This window comes from Roseibium aestuarii (assembly GCF_008477545.1).
GTDB classification, from domain to species: Bacteria; Pseudomonadota; Alphaproteobacteria; order Rhizobiales; family Stappiaceae; genus Roseibium; species Roseibium aestuarii.
The window spans coordinates 92,907-111,420 of sequence record NZ_VORA01000004.1; the positions used below are offsets into that span (position 1 = coordinate 92,907).

Genomic DNA, 18,514 nt, shown 5'->3' on the forward strand with positions numbered 1-18,514 from the left:
ACGCCTGTCCAGATCTCCCTGAGACCTCTCGGTCCTCGACCCGGATGGGCATCGCCCGCCTGTCCGGGAGAGAGAATCACGCGCCTTTAACCGGCCATTCACCGTGATTGAAGAGGCGCACTTGTCCGAGACACCCGGCGAACTAGTGCCACAATACTTGTCCCGGCGACCCCTGCATCATTTGCGAATGCGTATTTCTGACGTGGGTCAGACGTGGTTCTGACGCGCCTCGGATCAGCACAACTGTCAGATACATTCATGAACTGCGTGAACCAAAGTCGCGCGTTGTCGGGATGACTCTCAATCTCCAGTGGTAAAATTCCCGCTCTTCGAATGTGAAGCAATTGAAATTGGGTCTCATGAATCCGTCGAAGTATAGTTCCGGAGAAAATAGGCTACGATCTACTGAAGTAATCTTCAATTACATCTGATTAATATATTGTTAACTATATTATATGTTCATCCTTACTTAAGGTGTTGCGCCTGAGTGTGTTGGTAAATGCTTGCTGTGGAGAAAGATGAAAGATCGGGGGCAATGGATACTGCAAGAAATTCCAATGATGCTTCGACTTATGTCTTGCCGGGACAGTGCGATCTGACGGCTGCAGCGCGCATACACGCGGCACTGATCGAAAAGATGAACGAGCCGGTCCTCCTGCTGGATGCGGGCGAGGTGGAGCGCTGCGGCACCGTCGTGGCGCAGATCCTTGTCGCGGCCTCGCGTGAGGTTTCGGCAGCGGGCGGGCACATGCAGGTGCGCAACATGGGGCCCGGTTTCCGGAAGTGCTTTGCGGACCTCGGCCTCTCGCAGGACGTGACCAGTTGGGAGTGAGTAGCACATGGCCAAGCGGGCTTTGACGGTGGATGACAGCAAGACCATGCGGGACATGGTGGCCTTCACGCTGAAGGGCGCCGGGTTCGAGGTTCTGGAGGCCGAAGACGGGATGCATGCCCTCTCCGTGCTCAAGGGCCAGACCGTGGATGTGGTGATCACCGACATCAACATGCCGAACATGGATGGCGTGACCCTCGTGAAGGAGTTGCGGGCCAAGCCGGAGTTTCGCTCCACCCCCATCTTGATCCTCACCACGGAAGGCGGCGAGGACAAGAAGGCGAGTGGGCGGGCGGCCGGCGCCACGGGTTGGATCGTCAAGCCCTTCGCGCCGGACAAGCTTCTGGCGGTGGTCAACAAGGTCTGCCCCTGAAGCCGGCGCGCATGTGACACCAGGAAAGCGGGATAGCGGAACATGAGCAGTGACGGCTCCTCTGGATCGGACTTCGAGCGGTTTCGGGTCACCTTCTTCGAAGAGTGCAACGAGATCCTCGCGGATCTGGAAGTCCATCTGACCCAGCTTCAGGAGGAAGCCCTGGATGTGGAGGGGCTGAATGCGGTCTTCCGCGCGGCCCACTCCATCAAGGCCGGGGCAGGGGCCTTCGGCTTCACGCGGCTGGTCACCTTCACCCATTCCTTCGAGGCCCTTCTCGACAAGCTGCGCGATGGCCAGATCGAGCAGTCTCCCCACATCGCGGACGTGCTGATCCGGGGTGGCGATATCCTCGCCGAACTTGTCACCGCGGCACAGGAAGAGCGCGAGGTCGCGGCAGACTTCACCGCCCCGATCCTCGCCGAGATCGCCGAGGTGATGGACGAGGGCGGCGGCGCTGCCGCAGTCGCCTCCGCAGCAGCGGCCGCGGTCGGACCCGCCAGCGCGGCGGACGTCGAGCCGAACGGACCGCGCAGCTGGCAGATCACGCTGGCCCCGGGTCCGGATCTCTTCAAGAACGCCACCGAACCCCTTCTCCTGATCCGCGAACTGCAGGGCCTTGGGGATCTGATTGTCCGCTGCAATTCGGATGCTCTGCCCACCCTGCGCCGCATGGATCCGGAGCTCTCCTATCTGGGCTGGGTCTTCACCCTGGAGAGCACCTGCACCCGGCAGGATATCCAGGAGGTCTTCGAATTCGTCGACGACACCTGCTCCATAGACATCGAGGATGTGACCGGCCGCACGCCCAGGGCGACGACCTCGCAGGAGGAAGAGGACGGCTTCGGCCTGTTCGAGCCTCTGGAAAGCGATTCCGCTCCGGAAGCAGGCATGGCGCAGGCCGAGGGCGGGCAACCGGCACCGGCACCTCCGGTCGGAGCTGCTCGCGCTCCTGCGGCGGCCGCCGCCGGCGCTCCTGCGTCAAAGCCGGCCGCCGCGTCTTCCATCCGGGTCGAGCTCAACCGCATCGATCGTCTGGTCAACACCGTCGGCGAACTGGTCATCACCCAGGCCATGCTCTCGCAGGAGCTGGGCGAACTTGCCGACTATCTCGGCCGCCAGCCCATCGCCGGACAGGAGGCGCTCGCCGCGCTCACCCGCGAGCTGCAGGAATGCGTGATGGCCATCCGCATGCAGCCGGTGAAGTCGGTCTTCGCGCGCATGCCCCGCCTGGTGCGCGATCTGTCCGGCAAGCTCGGCAAGAAGATCAACCTGCGCATGTCCGGTGAACATACCGAGGTCGACAAGACCATCATCGAGGAACTGGCCGACCCGCTCACCCACATGATCCGCAACTCCATCGACCATGGCATGGAAATGCCAGCCGACCGGGTCGCTGTGGGCAAGCCCGAGGAAGGCACGATCGAGCTGTCTGCAGCCCATGTCGGCGGCAACATCGTCATCAGCGTGTCGGATGATGGCGCGGGCATCAACCGGGAACGGGTCCTGCGCAAGGCGATGGAAAAGGGCATCGTGCCCGCCGACGCGGTGCTGAGCGACCACGAGATCGACGAGCTGATCTTTGCCCCGGGCTTCTCCACCGCCGATCAGGTGACCGACATTTCCGGCCGTGGCGTCGGCATGGACGTGGTCCGGCGCAACATCATGGGCATCGGCGGCCGCATTCAGGTGACCTCGCACCCCGCGCGCGGGACACGGTTCAACCTGCTCATCCCGCTCACCCTAGCGGTGCTCGACGGCATGATCGTTGCCGTGGGCAACCAGCGCTACATCCTGCCGATCACCTCCATCGTGGAGTCCTTCCGGCCCGATCCCACCCAGCTTCGCTTCCTGGATGATCGCACCCAGCTGGTCTCCATCCGGGGCGAGTTCATCCGCATCATCAAGCTCTGCGACCTCTTCCATGTGCCCGATGCGGTGCACGACCCGGCGCGCGGCCTCGTCGTGCTGGTCGAGGTGGCCGGCGGCGGCAAGGTCGGCATCGTGGTGGACGAGCTGATCGGCCAGCAGCAGATCGTGATCAAGAGCCTCAACGACAATTTCGATCCGGTGGAAGGGATCTCGGGCGCGACCATTCTCGGCAACGGCAAGGTCGCGCTGATCCTCGACATCGAGCAACTCGCCATCATGCGGGCGGACGTATCCAGCGGCCGTCTGCCGCCGGACCCGGGCCCCGCCGCCTTGGTCGCAGCCGAATAGATCCAGAAGGAGAGCCCAGCCCATGCAGACCGACATGCACGCAGCGCAGGCAGACGCCTCCGCCGCCATCGCGATGGGGTCTGGTCACGCCAGCGCCGATACGGCGCCAGAGCCCTGCCAGTTCATCAGCTTTACCCTCGGCGACGACGAATACGCCATCGACATCATGGCGGTGCGAGAGATCAAGGGCTGGACGGACACAACGCCGCTGCCCAACCAGCCCGCCCATGTGCTTGGCGTCCTGAACCTGCGCGGCGCCATCGTGCCCATCATGGATCTGCGCAGCCGCTTCGGCCAGGGAATGACGGAAACGACGCCGATGCACGTGGTCATCATCGTCAATGTGGGCGAACGGACCTTCGGCATTCTGGTGGATGCGGTGTCCGACATCCTCACCGTCGAGCCGGCGGAGATCAAGGGCGTGCCCGACAACGATCGAACGGGCAGCGAGGCCTATCTCAGCGGCATCATCAATGCCGACCACGGGATGGTCGTCGTCTTGTCCCTCAGGGAACTCTTTCAGTAATCGAGCCGGCTCGCGGGCCGGGCCATCAACCGGGTCCGCGCGGGCCGAATGACCGGAAATCCCCCTACGAAGGGGCCAGGAGACAGCCATGAAGTCGAGTGACGCGAAGAATTCAGCCGGCTCGGAAAAACGGGCCACAATGACAATCCGGAAGAAGGTGAACCTGACCTCCGGCCTGCTGATCGCGGCGATGGTTGCCGTCGGTGGCCTGGCCATCTTCAACTACCAGCAGACCAGCGGGGCCCTCACCCAGCTGGCGGGCGCGGCCCATCTGGAAGGCGAGATGGCGCACATCCAGCAGGAGTTCCTGGGGCTGCGCGGAACGGGCCTCGTCCGATTGATGCGTCCGGAGTACAACCCGGAAAATGAGACAGCTGCGGAAATCGAGGCACTCACCGCCAAGGTGGAAGAAGCAGCCGCTGCCGACAAGATCGGCCTGGCAGCGACCCTCAAGACCATCAAGGACGACATTCACGCTTATGCGGTGACCTACGAAGAGGCGCATCAGCTCAAGGGACAGCGCGCACAGCTGCTCGAAGAACGCTTGCGTCCGATGCAGGCGTCGCTGTCCGAGCAGATCAACCTGACCATCGATGCGATCAACCGGGGTAGCGACAAGACCTTGCAGGCGCAGGCGGACAGCCTGCGCGAGACCTTCTCCCTGGGCAACCGTCTGGCCATGGCTGCCGTCGCCTCCGGCGACACCACCGGCCTCGGACAGGCCAAGGAAGCCCTGGCCAAGGGTGAGCTGATCGTCAGCGGTCTGGCCTCGAGCAGCGACCTTCTGGTCAAGACCCGCGCGTCCCAGGTTTCCGGGCAGATGACCGCCTACGGCGAGGTCTCCAGTCAGGCCGCCGAGATGGAAGCCCGGTTCGAACGTCAGATCGCCGAAGAGCTTCCTGCGATCACGAGCGACATCGAAAGCCAGTTCGATGCGCTCATGACGTCAGTGCTGACCACGACTGACGCGACGGCGACCTCCGGGCAGAGCACTGGCTTCATCGCCTTTGTGATCAGCATTGTGGCAAGCCTTGTGGCGCTGGGCCTGGCAATCAGTTTCGCGCTTCTGGTCGGGCGCGGGGTCGCCATTCCCCTGGTGCGCCTGACGGATGCAACGAAGCGTGTCGCCGATGGCGAGCTCGACACCGAGATCCCCTATCTGGAACGCTCCGACGAACTGGGCGACCTGGCTGCCGAGATCGACGGGTTCCGCATGGCGGCCAAGGATGCCGAGGAGCAGATCATCGTCAACACCCGCATCAAGGTGGCCCTCGACAACTGCACCACAAACGTGATGGTGGCCGGCACCAACGGGCATATCGCCTACATGAACAAGTCCGTCACCGCGATGCTGAAGAACGCAGAGCAGGACCTGCGCAAGGAATTCTCCGGCTTCGACGTGAGCAAGCTGATCGGCACCAACATCGACATCTTCCACAAGAACCCGGCCCATCAGCGTTCCCTGCTGGAGCGGCTCAACAGCACCTTCCGCACGCAGATCGCCGTCGCCGGTCGCGAGTTCGGCCTGATCGCCAACCCGGTGACCGACGACAAGGGCAACCGGCTGGGAGCCGTGGTCGAGTGGTCCGACATCACCGAGGAAAAGCGGGTCGAGCGGGAGATTTCCGAACTCGTCGCCGCGGCCGCGAACGGCAACCTGCGCATGTCCATCCCGCTGGAAGGCAAGGCCGACTTCATCCTGCGCCTCAGCCAGGCCATCAACAACCTGTGCTCCACCACGGCCACCGCGCTGGACGACGTGAACGACAAGCTGCGCGCCCTGTCCGAGGGGGATCTAACCGTGCGTGTCACCGCCTCCTACCAGGGCATGTTCGAGGAACTGAAGAACAACCTGAACGACACGGCGGATCGTCTGGCGGAAATCGTGACCGAGGTGGCCAGCGGTGCGAACGAGGTGAGCAACGCCTCTGCGGAGATCACCTCGGGCACCACGGACCTGTCGCAGCGCACCGAGCAGCAGGCCTCCAGCCTCGAGGAAACCTCAGCCTCCATGGAGCAGATGGCGGCAACCATCCGCCAGAACGCGGAAAATGCCCAGCAGGCCGACCAGCTGGTCGCGAACGCCAGCCAGGTTGCGACCCGCGGCGGTGAGGTCGTCACTCGGGCTGTCAACGCCATGAGTCGGATCGAGGCCTCGTCCCAGAAGATCTCTGACATCATCGGGGTCATCGACGAGATCGCCTTCCAGACCAACCTGCTGGCCCTGAACGCTGCCGTGGAAGCGGCCCGTGCCGGCGATGCGGGCAAGGGCTTCGCGGTCGTGGCCTCCGAGGTGCGCTCCCTGGCACAGCGGTCGTCGGAAGCCGCCAAGGACATCAAGGAGCTGATCGTCGAAAGCGGCAGCCAGGTGAACGACGGGGTGGGCCTCGTCAACAACACAGGCGAGACCCTGGACGAGATCGTCAACTCGGTGAAGAAGGTCGCCGATATCGTCTCCGAAATCGCCGCCGCTAGCCGCGAACAGGCAACCGGCGTCGAGGAAATCAACCGGGCCGTCAGCCAGATGGACGAGATGACCCAGCAGAACTCCTCGCTGGTGGAAGAGAATGCCGCCGCTTGCCGCATGCTGCAGAGCCAGGCGGAGAACATGACCCAGCGCATGGCCTTCTTCCGCACCAGCGCGGCCATGGCGGGCGGGCATCAGCGCGCAGCAGCCTCCGGCCGAGGTGGCGGCGGAGGATCTTCTTCACGCCCCGCTCCGCGCAAGCCGTCAGGCCCGGCGCCGGCGACCTCGCGATCCCGCCCGTCAAGCTCGGGAGCCCTGGCTCTCCAGCAGGATCTGGCCGCTGCCGTGGAGGACGATGACTGGAAGGAATTCTGAACGGACGGAATTTTTCACCCAAGGAGCTCTGGTCCGGGACATCCCCGGACCATTGCCTCTAAAGGAGCGTCAGTAAAAGCAAATGCTTGCATCCGTTGAGACGAACCAGCGCACTGATCGCGAGTTCCGGTTCGAGAAAAGTGATTTCGATTATCTGGCCGATCTGGTCCGCCGCAACACCGGCATCGTGCTGGCCGACCACAAGCAGGACATGGTCTATTCCCGCCTTGTCCGTCGCCTGCGCGAACTCGGCCTGAGCACCTTCAAGTCCTATTGCGAGCTGCTGGAAAAGCCCGGTGGCTCGGCGGAACTGGGCAAGCTCATCAATGCCATCACGACGAACCTGACCCGTTTCTTCCGGGAGGGACATCACTTCGAGCATCTGGCGCAGACGACCCGCGCGCATCTGGCAAAGACCCGTGGCCGCAGCCGCTTCCGCATCTGGTCGGCGGGCTGCTCCTCCGGCGAGGAACCCTATTCCATCGCCATGACCATGGGTGAGCATTGCGAGGCCCTGCGCTATCACGACTTCCGCATTCTCGCGAGCGACCTCGACACGGATATGGTCGCCCGCGGATCGGCCGGCCGTTACATGCTCAAGGATGCGGACGGGCTCAGCAAGGGACAGGTCACGCGCTGGACGACGCCTGTGCGCGGCACCGGCGAGATCCAGATGAAGCCCGCCCTGCGGGAGATGATCGTCTTCAAGCAGCTCAACCTGCTCGGCCCCTGGCCCATGCGCGGCAAGTTCAACGTGATCTTCTGCCGCAACGTGATGATCTATTTCGACGGTCCGACCAAGGCGCGCCTGCTGGAGCGCTATCACGACGCCCTCGTGCCCGGTGGCTGGCTCTACATCGGCCACTCCGAGACAATTCTGGAGCAGCGACACCTGTTCGAGCCCATGGGCAAGACGATCTACCGGAAGGCGGGGCCATGCTGATGCCGGTACCTGACGGTTTGACCGGACCTGCTGATGACACGGCCTCCTTCCGGCTGGAGCAGGTCGACATTTCCCGGCGCGTGCGCGTTCTGCCGGGGGAAAGCCGGTCCGTCTTGCGGCCGGATCTCGTGCTCATGACCGTGCTTGGCTCCTGTGTCTCCGCCTGCATTCGCGATCCGCGCACAGGCTTCGGCGGCATGAACCACTTCATGCTGCCCTTCAGCGAGACCGGCACCTGGAACGGCGAGGAAGCCGCCATGCGCTACGGTAACTATGCGATGGAGGCGCTCATCAACGAGGTGCTCAAGTCGGGATGCCGCCGCGAGGATCTGGAGATCAAGGCCTTCGGTGGCGCCGATCTGGGCTTCCACCAGTCGGGCGTCGGCCGCAAGAACGTCGCGTTTCTGATCGGCTACCTGAACTCGGAAGGCTTGCGCCTTGCGGCCCATGACTTTGGTGGCAACCAGGGACGGAGGGTCTTCTATCGGCCCGCCACGGGCCAGGTGCGCCAGAACTACATTCGCACCACCCCGAAGGATGCCGTGCTGCGGGAGGAGCAGAAATACGCCCGCACCCTCGAAACCCGGCCGCTCGACGGCACCATCGAGCTGTTCTGAGGAGATCGCGCCATGTCCCGTCGCATTCGTGTCCTGATCGTCGATGACAGCGCCCTGGTCCGGCAGATGCTGACGGAGATGCTGTCAGCGGACCCGGAGGTGGAGGTGATCGGCTCGGCCTCCGATCCGCTCTTCGCCCGCACCATGATCAAGGAACTCAATCCGGACGTGCTGACCCTGGATGTTGAAATGCCGCGCATGGACGGGCTGAACTTTCTGGAGAAGATCATGACCCTGCGGCCCATGCCGGTGGTCATGGTGTCCTCCCTGACCCAGAAGGGCGCCGAAGCCGCTCTGCGCGCCATGGAGCTGGGCGCCGTGGATATCGTGGCGAAACCCACCATCGGGCTGCGCGATTCCTTTCCGCTCCTGCAGGCCGAGCTGCTGGCCAAGATCAAGGCGGCAGCCGGTGCCCGCGTCCGCTCCCGCGAGCGCGCGGCCGAGGTGGCGCGGCCTGCGAGTTTCAGCGGCCACTACAAGACGACGGAATGCATCATTTGCATCGGCGCCTCGACCGGCGGCGTGGAAGCGCTGGCCGACGTGCTGCGCCTGATGCCGGGTGACGCCCCGGCCATCGCCATCACCCAGCACATGCCGGCGTCCTTCACGGCGAAATTCGCCTCCCGCCTCGACAGTATCTGCGCCGTGCGCATTGCCGAGGCGCGCGGCGGCGAACGCATGCTGCCGGGCCATGCCTATCTGGCGCCGGGCAACCAGCACCTCACGGTGGAGCGATCCGGCGCCAATTACGTCTGCCGGGTCGGCGGCACGGATCCGGTTAGTGGCCACTGTCCGTCGGTGGATGTTCTCTTCCACTCGGCCGCACGCAATGTGGGGGTCAACGCCGTCGGCGCGATCCTCACAGGCATGGGCCGCGATGGGGCGGAAGGACTGAAGGCCATCCGCCAGGCAGGAGGTGCCACCATCGGTCAGAACGAGGCGACCTGCGTGGTCTATGGCATGCCGCGCGTCGCCTTCGAACTCGGAGCCGTGGAGCGCCAGGTGCCGCTCGGCGGTGTGGCGCAAGCCATTCTCGAAGCCTGTGCTGCCAAGGGCAGCCGGGCCGTACGCATATAATCGCGACGCAAGCGTCGCTTCATGGGGGCCGATATGGTGACGAGTAGTCAGGCCGAAGCAGCAAATCTGGACGATGTGGACCTGTTCCTCTTCGAGGACGGAGACGATGCGGAGCGTGAGGCGGACCTGCCCGCAGACGAGCCCGGCGGCGATCTGATCGCGGACCCCGATCCGGCCGTGGCGGAGGCGGTCGACACCTCGATCGCTGATCTGGCCGCCGAACTCGACGAGCGCTCGCGTCTGATCGAACTCAATGCCGTTCAGGAAAAGACCCTGCATTTCCTGATGGAGGAGATCAACCACGCCTCCCGCGATGTGGAAGACACGGCCGGAAGTCTTTCCTCCCGCTTCCGCCACATGGCGACCTCTGCCCGCGATCTGACGCAGGTCGTCCAGTCCCTTTCGGAGGAAGTGCTCTTCGTGAAGGTCGAGAACGACCGCATCGGCACCCAGACCCTGGCGGAAGAGCTCATGGCCGGGCTGGAGGATTTCTTCCGGAAGGTGGTTTTCCTGTCATCCCGCGGGGTCAAGATGTCCTACACCCTGGACGACATGTTCAAGGTGCTCGACAGCATGCAGGAGAGCATTGCCGAGATCGACCGGATCAACAAGCAGACCCATCTGCTCGCCCTCAATGCCAAGATCGAGGCGGCCCGGGCCGGAGAGGCAGGGCGCGGCTTCAAGGTGGTGGCGGAAGAGGTACGGGCTCTGGCGGCCTCGGTGAACGAGCTCTCCACGGACCTTCGCGAGCACACCACCCAGGTCACCCAGGGGCTGGAGGGTGGATATGAAATCATCAAGGAAATTGCCACCGTCGATCTTTCGGAGGAGAATATCGACGCGCATTCGCGGCTGAAGCTGATGACCCGGAGCTTTATGGCTCAGGGAGAGGCAGTGGAACAGGCGCTCGCGCGCAGTGCGGAAGCAAGCAGACAGGTAGAAGCGGAGATCAACAGCTCCATCGTGGAGCTGCAGTTCCAGGACCGGCTGAAGCAGCGGCTCGAAGCTGTGAACGATGCCATCGATCGCATGATGACCATCACCCGCGACGCGGCGGCGCTGGAAGGCACGCCCATCGGCGAACTTGGTCCCGATTTCCAGGCGGCAGTCGCCCGGGAAATTGCAGGGGTCTTCAAGCTCGGAGAACTCCGCGATACCTACCACCGCCAGCTTGGCCTCCACGTGGAGGATCGGCCGGAGGCACCTGCAAGCAGCGCTGCCGACGATGACGACGATATCGAATTGTTCTAGGAGAGCCTGATGGAATTGCGGACAGAACAGAGCGGCGATCAGTTTACGGCCTGGCTGAGCGGCCAGTTGAAATACCAGGACAATGGCGCCTTCCGGCAGCTGATCGAGCAGATCAACGCCGCGCAGGTGCGCAATTGCGTCTTCGATCTGAGCGAGCTGTCCTCCATCGATTCCGCGGGTCTCGGCATGCTGGTGATCGCCTCGGACAATTCGGAGAACCATGGCTGGAAGATCGAGGTGCGCAACGTTCGCGGCCAGGTACGGAAGATCCTCGACCTTTCCCGGTTCGACAAGATCATGACCGTCGTCCCGCATCCTGCCGACGAGTAAGTGCACATGATTCCTCCCCTGACCCCGCCAAGTGATCCCCAGGGTCCGCGATCGACCACGCGGCTGGGCGACCTCGGCATTCGGCGTCTGGGGGACGCGCGCATCCTGGTGGTCGAGGACAGCAGCTTCGCGCGCAAGACGATCAACGCCATTCTCGTGAATTACGGGTTCGAGAACGTGCGTCTTGCGGCCGATGGGGGGGAAGGGGTGGCCATCGCCTTGCATTGGCGCCCGGAAGTGATCATCACCGATCTCTTCATGCCCGTGAAGACCGGCTTCGACCTGTGCCGGGAGTTGCGTCAGAACCCGCTTTTCCGGGAGACACCGATCATTGTGCAGACCTCGGCGGACACGCCGGCCCTGCGCGGGGACGTCTTCGAGGCGGGGGCTTCCGATCTGATCAACAAGCCGCTCAACGCGCGCGAGCTGTACAGCCGGCTGATCGTGCATCTGGAGCGTATCCGCCTGATCGAGAGTCTCAAGGCCTATCGCACCCAGATGCGCGAGGAGCTGGAGGCTGCCAAGGCGATGCAGATGGAGCTGCTGCCCTCCGATGCCGCCATTGCGCGGCTGGAGCAGGACCATCCCGTTCGTTTCGCATGGCACAGCGAGCCCTGCCAGGGGCTGGCAGGGGACATCTGGGACGTGTTTCCCATTGGCCCGGACTGCCTGCGACTGTGGACCGCCGACTTCACCGGCCACGGCGTGCGGTCGGCCCTGAATACCTTCCGCCTCAACACCTTCATGCGCACCAGCAGCCAGGAGCCGGACATGGATCCGGCGCAGTGGCTCAGCGCCTTGAACAGCTTCCTCTGCGAAGTCCTGTCTCCCGGCCATTTCGCGACGGTGCTCTGCTGCGATCTCGACTTTGGCGCAGGGGCTCTTCGCATCGCCTCGGGCGGTGCGCCGCAGCCAGTCGTCGGGCGGAGCGGCCATCATGCCCTCGTGGATATTTCCGGCATGCCACTGGGCATTTCCCGCCGCGCCGAGTTCGGGGAGGCCCGGCTTGATTTCGGCCCCGGGGATTGCATGTTGGCCTATTCCGATGCGCTGACCGAAACTCCCAGCGCGGAAGATCCTCTCTTCACGCCGGAGCGTCTGGTGCAGACCCTCGACGGCTTTTCCGAAGGCCTGACGGGTCGCACCGCGACCCTTGTGCGCCACCTGATCGAAGTCGCGCCCGACGGGCTTGAGGATGATCTCACCCTGGTCTTCGCGCAGTGGAGGGACCCCTCGGGTGGCTGATCTCGCGGGTTCCCCGAACGTGTTTCCCCCGCTGCTGACTCCGGAGGTCGCGGTACCCGCGCCCCGAATCTGGAGCGATGAAGAGCTGCGATCCCGCCTTGCGACGGCGCCGGATCACTTCAGCCTGAATCTGCGCACCATGGAAGAGGCGGTTGTCGCCGCCGAGGTGCTCTCCCATCGCTTTGCCGCGCCGGAAACCGCCGAGATGGGTCTCTGGGAACTTCTCGCCAATGCCATCGAGCATGGCAACCTCGGCATCACCTATGAAGAAAAGACCGTGCTTCTGGGCCGGGACGGACTGCACGCGGAGGTCGCCCAGCGACTGCGCCTGCCGGTCTTCCGGGACCGGCGCGCGACCCTGACCTTCACCGAGCTCCCGAACCGCTTCGAGGTACTGGTGGCGGATCAGGGGGACGGCTTCGATTTCGCCCGCTACTCCAAGAGGGATATCGCCTCCCGCAAGCCCCACGGACGTGGCATCGCCATTGCTCGCGACATTGCCTTCGACACCCTGACCTATCGCGGCACCGGCAGCGAGGTGCTGGCCATCTCCTGGAAGCCGGGTTGCGAGCCCGACGGCTGGGTGATCTGAAGGATCCGGGTCAGCCGTGGCCGACCCGGGTTCCCGTATCCCGCGTGCTTCCTATCGATCCGCGTGATAGGCCCACACCATGCTGTGGCACAGGGTTTCGTCCTGATGACACATGCGCAGGGCCAGCAGTCGCTCCAGCGCTTCGAGCCGCACATGCAGCGGCACATCCTCCAGAGGGGTCACCGAGGGACGCCCGGAGGCGCCGGGTGTCAGGAACAGGTCCGGCGTTCCCGGAGAATGGACGTACTGCCAGTCGTCCGTTCGCAAGCTGATGAGGCTCTTACCCCGGGCGGGCTCTTCGCCAGCCGGAACCTCGCTCGCAACCTCCATGTGGCGGAAGCTGAATTCCCACAGGGCGTAATCCCGCCAGTCTGACGGCGTGTCGCCATTCAGGAAGGGACGCAGACTGCGTCCGTCCGGTTGATGCAGGGGCGAAACGTCCAGTAGGTCGACAAGCGTCGGGAACAGGTCCACGGCCGAGGTGAACCGGTCGATCACCTGGCCCTCGGCCATCCCCGGTCCCCGGATGATGAGGGGAACGTGGTAGCTCTGCTCCAGATAGCCGCCCTTGCCGAGCATGAAGTGGTCGCCCATCATTTCCGCATGGTCGGAGGTGAGGATCACGAGCGTGTCCCCGGCCATTCCCGACGCGTCCAGACCTGCCATCAGGCGTCCGATCTGGTCGTCCACTTCCGAAATCATGCCGTAATAGAGCGCTCGCAGCCGCGCTATGTCCCGCCGGTCCAGATCCCGCACCAGGCCCTCGGCACCCGGGATGTGAGACTTCAGGCCCATGGTCGAGAGCAGGGCCGCCTGAAGCGGATGGGCCAGGGCCTCCTGATCCGGCGTGGGCGGTCCGGCAAAGGCCGGGCCCTCCTCGGCGTCATACATGCGGTTGTAGGGTTCCGGCACGCAGATCGGCGGATGGGGGCGCAGGAACGAGACATGGGCAAACCACGGTGTGCCGGTTTCCTGCTCGCCGAGCCAGGACAGGAACGCGTCCGTCAGGAAGGCCGTTGGCGTCTCGTCGGCGCCATAGACCGTCGGGTTGCGCGAGATCCGCTCGCCCTCTTCCGGCGCCACGTGATGGATGCGCGCGAGCTGTTCTGACCTGAAGCCGCGCTTGCGCAACCAGCTCAGCCAGGTCTTGTCATCCTCGAGCAGGAGTTGCCCGGCGACGAACCCCGGCAGGATCCCCTCATAGGTGGTGAGGACCGGATCGGCCGGATGGTGGCAGCGCGGGTCCGGAGAGGTGTCGGTGTAACCGAAGAGAGTGGGCAGATAGCCTGCCCGGCGTGCGGCCCGCCCAATGTTGTCGAACCGGTCATCGAGCGGCGACCCGTTCCACAGCACCCGGTGGTTCATCTGGTAGAGACCGGTATAGAGCGAGGCGCGCGCCGGAGAGCAGGGGGCGGTTGCCGCATGATGGCGGGCAAACCGGCTGCCGCTGCGGGCGAGCGCATCCGTGTTCGGCGTGCGCACCTGCGGGTGGCCGGCGCTGCTCAGGCAGTCTCCCCGCCACTGGTCGGCGGTGATGAAGAGGATATTCGGGCGACGGCTCATCGCGCCTCCAGTTTTTCGATCAGGGCGGGCAGGTCGGCCACGGTGTCGATCACGAAATCGGCGCCGGCCGCCTTCAGCTCGGCTGTTGCCTTCTGGCGCAGCACGTCGATTTCCTCTGCCGACAGGGCCGCAAGCTCCGCCGGGGTCTTGCCCACGGTGTTGCCCGAAAGGGCGACGCCCACGGTCGGGCACCCTGCAGCCACACCTTCGGCGATGCCGGGCGCCGTGTCATCCACCTTCAGCACGGCAGCGGGCGGATAGACCCCGAGATCCACGAAACACTGGTACATGCCGAGGGGGCCGGGACGCCCCTCGCTCAGGTCGTCGGCACAGATCAGATTGTCCGGCTCGTAGCCTTGGGCGGCGGCCACCGGCAGAACGCGCTCCATGATCGAGCGGGTGTAGCCCGTGGTGGATCCGATCTTCATGCCGCGGGCACGCAGCCAGGTCACCAGCTCGGCGGCTCCCGGCACCAGCTCGGCGAAATCGGCGACGACCTCCTCGTTCATGGGAACGAAGATCTCATAGACCTTGTCCACGTCCGCATCGGTGGGTGCTGCGCCGTAGCGGGCGGTCCACTGGGCCGCGATGTCCGGATCGTCCATCATGGCCCGGATGTGGTTCCACTTCGGCGCCCCCATGGGGGCACGGGCCTGGGCGATGGTCGCTGTGATGCCAAACCGTTCGAAGGCCTTCACGAAAACGCCCATCGGGGCGAAGGACCCGAAGTCGATCATGGTTCCGGCCCAGTCGAAGACGACAGCCTTGAAAGTGGTCATTGGGGCAGATCCTTCTGATAGAGCTCGGCGATGGTTTCCTCGCCGATGGCAAAGGCCGTGGAAGCGCCGCAGCCTGCGGTGACCACCACGATGCGGGTGGCCGGGTCCGGCGCATCGGTGAAGCGCCACCGGTCCGGGGCGCTGGCATAGGTGCCGATCCAGCGTTCGCTGACGCTGTAGGGGCCGAGGTCCAGAACCCGGTCCATTTCGGCCAGGATGAGATCGTCGACCTCCCGCGAGCCGAAGGGGTCGGGCGTGGGGCCATAGTGGTGGCTGTCGCCGACCACGAGAGACCCGTCGTCCGACTGAACGACGATGAGATGGATGCCATTGGCGCGCTCGGCGGCCTGTTCCCGGTCAAGCAGGGCCTTCAGCGGTTCCGCCTCGGGAAGCTCGGCATAGCCGAGATAGCGGGCAAGTCCGAGATCGGACATGACCGCCGAGCCCAGGGTCATGGGCTTCTCCGGGGTCACGCGCAGCATCTGCAGCTTGCAGCGCGTGGCGCCATAGGGGGCGATGCGATCCGCCATCAGCGAGACGGCGTCGTCTCCGGGACAGACCACCACCGCCTCGGCGTGAATGTCGCCGCGCGAGGTCGCGACACGGGGCGTTTCCACGGCCTGCACGCTGGTTTGCCACTGGAACGTCACCCCATGAGCGGCTTCCAGCCAGGCGGCCAGCCGCGGCAGCGCCTCGCGGGATTCCACCCGCACCTCGTGGGGAGAATAGAGGGCCGCGGTGATCTGGTCAGCGCGCAGGCGCGGCGCGTGCTCCAGGGCTTCGGTCGGCGTCAGGCGGCGGCAGGCCGCCCCCATCTCGGTCTTGAGAAACGCATCGATTACCGCTTCGGATTCCGGGTGGCGCGCGGTCATGGTGAGACCCTGATGCAGCACGCGGATGCCCGCCGGGCCGGCGACCTCTTCCCAGACCTGCCGCGAGCGCCAGGCCTTCTGCCAGCAATCCCCGGACTGCTGACCTGTCACGGTCACGAAGCCGAAGTTGCGGATCGAAGCGCCATTGGCGGCCGCGTCCCGGTCGATGACGATGACCTTCTTGCCCAGCCGCGCGGCAGCGAGCGCATGGGCCAGACCCACGATACCCGCGCCCACGACGGCGAGATCGTAGCTTGCTCGAGACATGCAGAAACTCCTGAGGGCCGGAGAAACCGGCGGAAAGGGCGGCCCGCGCGAGGACAAGTCGGGCGCGCGACCGAGACTGGATCGTGCTTATTTCATTTCTATGAAACAAGCAGCTTTCATAGCTTGAGGATATGAAATGCCTGCCGGGATGCCTCGCGCGCCGTCCTGCGGGCGTGGGTCGCCGTGGCCGGGCGTTCGATTGCTACCCGGCGCGAGGGGCAAACCCGCCGAAGTGTTGAGCCGCGCCCACTGGACCCTGCTGTCGCCTTGCCGTAAGTAGGCGCAAAATCATGGGGCCCCCGGGCCCCGGAAACAGGGTCCGCAATGCCGGGCCGAAAGAAACAGGGTCAGGAAAATGCTCGTTTGCACGACCAGGGCGGACACGCGCAATGCGGTCCGGGAGTGGCGGCGTCAGGGTGAGACGCTGGCCTTCGTGCCCACCATGGGCTTTCTCCACGAGGGGCACCTGTCGCTCGTGCGCGAAGCGGCCCTGAGGTGCGACCGGGTGGCGGTCTCCATCTTCGTCAATCCCACCCAGTTCGGACCCAACGAAGACCTGTCCACCTATCCGCGCGCCCTCGAACGGGATCTCGAGCTTCTGGAGAAGGAAGGCGTGGCGCTTGTCTTCACCCCGGATGCAGACGAGATGTACGGCCATGCGGGCGGCACCTTCGTGGAGGTGCCCGAGCTTTCCGGCATCCTGCAGGGGGCCCTGCGCCCCGGACATTTCCGCGGCGTTTCCACCGTTGTCACCAAGCTGTTCCACATCGTTCAGCCCGATGTCGCCGTCTTCGGTGAGAAGGACTTCCAGCAGCTTGCCCTGATCCGTCAGATGGTGCGGGATCTCGATTTCCCCATCGAGATCGTCGGTCACCCCACCGTGCGCGAGACCGACGGTCTTGCCATGTCCTCGCGCAACGTGCGCCTGACCCCCGCAGAGCGGGCAGCCGCCCCGGTGCTGAACGCGGCGCTTGACGCGGCCGAGGAGCAGGCGCGGCGCGAACCTGGCGTCACCGTCGAGGCTCTGGAGGCCACGGTCCGCGCCATCTTGTCGGGCTGTGCGCTGGGCAAGGTCGAGACCGTCGACCTGCTGGATGCCCGCAGCCTCCAACCGGCCACCGGTCCCCTGCGCCAGGCCATCGTGATCCTGCTGGCGGTGCGGTTCGGCCAGGTACTCCTGATCGATCAGCGCGTCGTCGAGCCCGGGTCCGCCAGCCGCTGACCTTCACGGGCGTCAGGCCCTCGCGGCCCCGCCCGGATATATAATCCTGAAGAGGACAGATCCATGAGCACGCAAAAAGCCATCCGTCGCATCACCGTTCCGCAGATCGCGCAACGCAAGGGCGGCGAGCCGATCGTCTCCCTCACCTCCTATCACGCCCATACGGCAGCCATCGTTGACCGCTATGCGGATTTCATTCTGGTCGGTGACAGCCTCGGCATGGTCATGCACGGCATGGAATCCACCGTTGGCGTCAGCCTCGAACTGATGATCATGCATGGCAAGGCCGTGGTCCGGGGCACCCAGCGCGCCCTTGTCGTGGTCGACATGCCGTTTGGCACCTATGAGGAAAGCCCCTCGGTCGCCTTCCGCAATGCGGCGCAGATCATGAAGGAAACCCAGTGCGGCGCGGTGAAGCTGGAAGGCGGCGAACGCATGGCCGAGACCATCCGCTTTCTCACCGAGCGCGGCATTCCCGTGATGGCCCACATCGGCCTGACCCCCCAGTCCACCCACGTGATGGGCGGGTTCAAGACCCAGGGCCGGGATGAGGCGAGCTGGGATCGCCATGAACAGGATGCCCGGGCCGTTGCCGAGGCGGGCGCCTTCGCCGTGGTTCTGGAAGGCATGGTCGAGCCGCTGGCCGCCCGCATCACCAAGGCCATCTCCATTCCGACCATCGGCATCGGCGCCTCCGCCGAATGCGACGGCCAGATCCTTGTCCTGGAAGACATGCTCGGCCTCAACCCGACACCGCCGAAATTCGTCAAGGTCTATGGCGGTCTCGGCGATGCGATCGAGAATGCGGTCCGCTCCTACGCCGAAGACGTCCGCACCCGCGCCTTCCCTGGTGAGGCGCAGGTCTATCAGGTCAAGACGCCGAAGGCCTGACCGCTGAGCGGGCCCTTTTCGGGCAAACTACGTAAGGGGATTCCGGGCCGTCTTTCCGAGGGTCCGGGATAC

Annotated in this window: 17 protein-coding genes; 14 read left to right on the forward strand and 3 right to left on the reverse strand. The window is 64.7% G+C overall.

The features are described 5' to 3' along the window. The first annotated feature begins 535 nt into the window (after window positions 1-535). From FR728_RS14835 to FR728_RS14890, 12 genes are all read left to right on the forward strand, one after another. Window positions 536-832, forward strand: coding sequence for an STAS domain-containing protein (locus tag FR728_RS14835; RefSeq protein WP_188318921.1), 297 nt, complete (start codon window positions 536-538; stop codon window positions 830-832). A 7-nt stretch (window positions 833-839) separates the two neighbouring features. Then, window positions 840-1,205: a response regulator gene (locus FR728_RS14840; RefSeq protein ID WP_149893512.1), complete on the forward strand. Its 366-nt coding sequence runs from the start codon at window positions 840-842 to the stop codon at window positions 1,203-1,205. 42 nt (window positions 1,206-1,247) lie between these two features. Beyond that, window positions 1,248-3,425, forward strand: a complete 2,178-nt coding sequence (locus FR728_RS14845; protein WP_149893513.1) for a chemotaxis protein CheA — start codon at window positions 1,248-1,250, stop codon at window positions 3,423-3,425. Window positions 3,426-3,447: 22 nt separating this feature from the next. Then, entirely contained in the window at window positions 3,448-3,951 is a 504-nt protein-coding gene (locus FR728_RS14850; RefSeq protein WP_244304670.1) for a chemotaxis protein CheW, read from the forward strand. Window positions 3,952-4,090: 139 nt separating this feature from the next. Continuing rightward, a complete protein-coding gene (locus FR728_RS14855) occupies window positions 4,091-6,793 on the forward strand; it encodes a methyl-accepting chemotaxis protein (protein ID WP_149893514.1) in 2,703 nt (900 codons plus the stop codon). Between the two features lie 82 nt (window positions 6,794-6,875). Next, window positions 6,876-7,736, forward strand: a complete 861-nt coding sequence (locus FR728_RS14860; RefSeq protein WP_149893515.1) for a CheR family methyltransferase — start codon at window positions 6,876-6,878, stop codon at window positions 7,734-7,736. Beyond that, window positions 7,730-8,353, forward strand: coding sequence for a hypothetical protein (locus FR728_RS14865; protein WP_208998845.1), 624 nt, complete (start codon window positions 7,730-7,732; stop codon window positions 8,351-8,353). Before FR728_RS14860 ends, FR728_RS14865 begins: the two co-directional genes overlap by 7 nt. Before the next feature lie 12 nt (window positions 8,354-8,365). Further along, window positions 8,366-9,430 (forward strand): protein-glutamate methylesterase/protein-glutamine glutaminase, encoded by a 1,065-nt coding sequence (locus FR728_RS14870; protein WP_149893516.1) that lies wholly within the window; start codon window positions 8,366-8,368, stop codon window positions 9,428-9,430. Window positions 9,431-9,451: 21 nt separating this feature from the next. After that, the gene (locus FR728_RS14875) at window positions 9,452-10,681 is read left to right on the forward strand and encodes a methyl-accepting chemotaxis protein (protein ID WP_149893517.1); all 1,230 of its coding nucleotides are present in this window, start codon (window positions 9,452-9,454) and stop codon (window positions 10,679-10,681) included. Between the two features lie 9 nt (window positions 10,682-10,690). Continuing rightward, window positions 10,691-11,011, forward strand: coding sequence for an STAS domain-containing protein (locus tag FR728_RS14880; protein ID WP_149893518.1), 321 nt, complete (start codon window positions 10,691-10,693; stop codon window positions 11,009-11,011). A gap of 6 nt (window positions 11,012-11,017) precedes the next feature. After that, window positions 11,018-12,256: a PP2C family protein-serine/threonine phosphatase gene (locus FR728_RS14885; protein ID WP_149893519.1), complete on the forward strand. Its 1,239-nt coding sequence runs from the start codon at window positions 11,018-11,020 to the stop codon at window positions 12,254-12,256. Further along, window positions 12,249-12,848 (forward strand): ATP-binding protein, encoded by a 600-nt coding sequence (locus tag FR728_RS14890; RefSeq protein ID WP_188318922.1) that lies wholly within the window; start codon window positions 12,249-12,251, stop codon window positions 12,846-12,848. The genes FR728_RS14885 and FR728_RS14890 overlap by 8 nt, the downstream gene beginning before the upstream one ends. A 51-nt stretch (window positions 12,849-12,899) precedes the next feature. Here FR728_RS14890 and FR728_RS14895 read toward each other — a convergent pair whose 3' ends face one another. Genes FR728_RS14895 through FR728_RS14905 form a run of 3 tightly spaced genes read right to left on the reverse strand, consistent with a single transcriptional unit; the run spans window position 12,900 to window position 16,329 of the window. Continuing rightward, a complete protein-coding gene (locus FR728_RS14895; RefSeq protein WP_149893521.1) occupies window positions 12,900-14,411 on the reverse strand; it encodes a sulfatase-like hydrolase/transferase in 1,512 nt (503 codons plus the stop codon). Further along, the gene (gene phnX, locus FR728_RS14900; protein ID WP_149893522.1) at window positions 14,408-15,190 is read right to left on the reverse strand and encodes a phosphonoacetaldehyde hydrolase; all 783 of its coding nucleotides are present in this window, start codon (window positions 15,188-15,190) and stop codon (window positions 14,408-14,410) included. Before phnX ends, FR728_RS14895 begins: the two co-directional genes overlap by 4 nt. Further along, complete coding sequence (locus tag FR728_RS14905) at window positions 15,187-16,329, reverse strand: TIGR03364 family FAD-dependent oxidoreductase (protein ID WP_149893524.1); 1,143 nt, start codon at window positions 16,327-16,329, stop codon at window positions 15,187-15,189. The genes phnX and FR728_RS14905 overlap by 4 nt, the downstream gene beginning before the upstream one ends. A gap of 355 nt (window positions 16,330-16,684) precedes the next feature. On the opposite strand from FR728_RS14905, the gene panC reads away from it, so the two are divergent. Further along, window positions 16,685-17,551 carry a pantoate--beta-alanine ligase gene (panC, locus tag FR728_RS14910; protein ID WP_149893525.1) on the forward strand — a complete coding sequence of 289 codons (867 nt, stop codon included), beginning with the start codon at window positions 16,685-16,687 and terminating at the stop codon, window positions 17,549-17,551. 63 nt (window positions 17,552-17,614) lie between these two features. Further along, entirely contained in the window at window positions 17,615-18,442 is an 828-nt protein-coding gene (gene panB / locus FR728_RS14915) for a 3-methyl-2-oxobutanoate hydroxymethyltransferase (protein WP_149893526.1), read from the forward strand. The last annotated feature ends 72 nt before the right edge of the window (window positions 18,443-18,514 follow it).

Bases quoted from the DNA above. Each gene is read 5' to 3' on its own strand.
- FR728_RS14860 (WP_149893515.1), top strand. From the start codon at position 6,876: ATGCTTGCATCCGTTGAGACGAACCAGCGCACTGATCGCGAGTTCCGG.
- FR728_RS14880 (WP_149893518.1), top strand. From the start codon at position 10,691: ATGGAATTGCGGACAGAACAGAGCGGCGATCAGTTTACGGCCTGGCTG.
- FR728_RS14865 (WP_208998845.1), top strand. From the start codon at position 7,730: ATGCTGATGCCGGTACCTGACGGTTTGACCGGACCTGCTGATGACACG.
- panC (WP_149893525.1), top strand. From the start codon at position 16,685: ATGCTCGTTTGCACGACCAGGGCGGACACGCGCAATGCGGTCCGGGAG.
- FR728_RS14855 (WP_149893514.1), top strand. From the start codon at position 4,091: ATGACAATCCGGAAGAAGGTGAACCTGACCTCCGGCCTGCTGATCGCG.
- FR728_RS14850 (WP_244304670.1), top strand. From the start codon at position 3,448: ATGCAGACCGACATGCACGCAGCGCAGGCAGACGCCTCCGCCGCCATC.
- FR728_RS14840 (WP_149893512.1), top strand. From the start codon at position 840: ATGGCCAAGCGGGCTTTGACGGTGGATGACAGCAAGACCATGCGGGAC.
- FR728_RS14895 (WP_149893521.1), bottom strand. From the start codon at position 14,411: ATGAGCCGTCGCCCGAATATCCTCTTCATCACCGCCGACCAGTGGCGG.
- FR728_RS14905 (WP_149893524.1), bottom strand. From the start codon at position 16,329: ATGTCTCGAGCAAGCTACGATCTCGCCGTCGTGGGCGCGGGTATCGTG.
- FR728_RS14845 (WP_149893513.1), top strand. From the start codon at position 1,248: ATGAGCAGTGACGGCTCCTCTGGATCGGACTTCGAGCGGTTTCGGGTC.
- panB (WP_149893526.1), top strand. From the start codon at position 17,615: ATGAGCACGCAAAAAGCCATCCGTCGCATCACCGTTCCGCAGATCGCG.
- FR728_RS14835 (WP_188318921.1), top strand. From the start codon at position 536: ATGGATACTGCAAGAAATTCCAATGATGCTTCGACTTATGTCTTGCCG.
- FR728_RS14885 (WP_149893519.1), top strand. From the start codon at position 11,018: ATGATTCCTCCCCTGACCCCGCCAAGTGATCCCCAGGGTCCGCGATCG.
- phnX (WP_149893522.1), bottom strand. From the start codon at position 15,190: ATGACCACTTTCAAGGCTGTCGTCTTCGACTGGGCCGGAACCATGATC.
- FR728_RS14870 (WP_149893516.1), top strand. From the start codon at position 8,366: ATGTCCCGTCGCATTCGTGTCCTGATCGTCGATGACAGCGCCCTGGTC.
- FR728_RS14875 (WP_149893517.1), top strand. From the start codon at position 9,452: ATGGGGGCCGATATGGTGACGAGTAGTCAGGCCGAAGCAGCAAATCTG.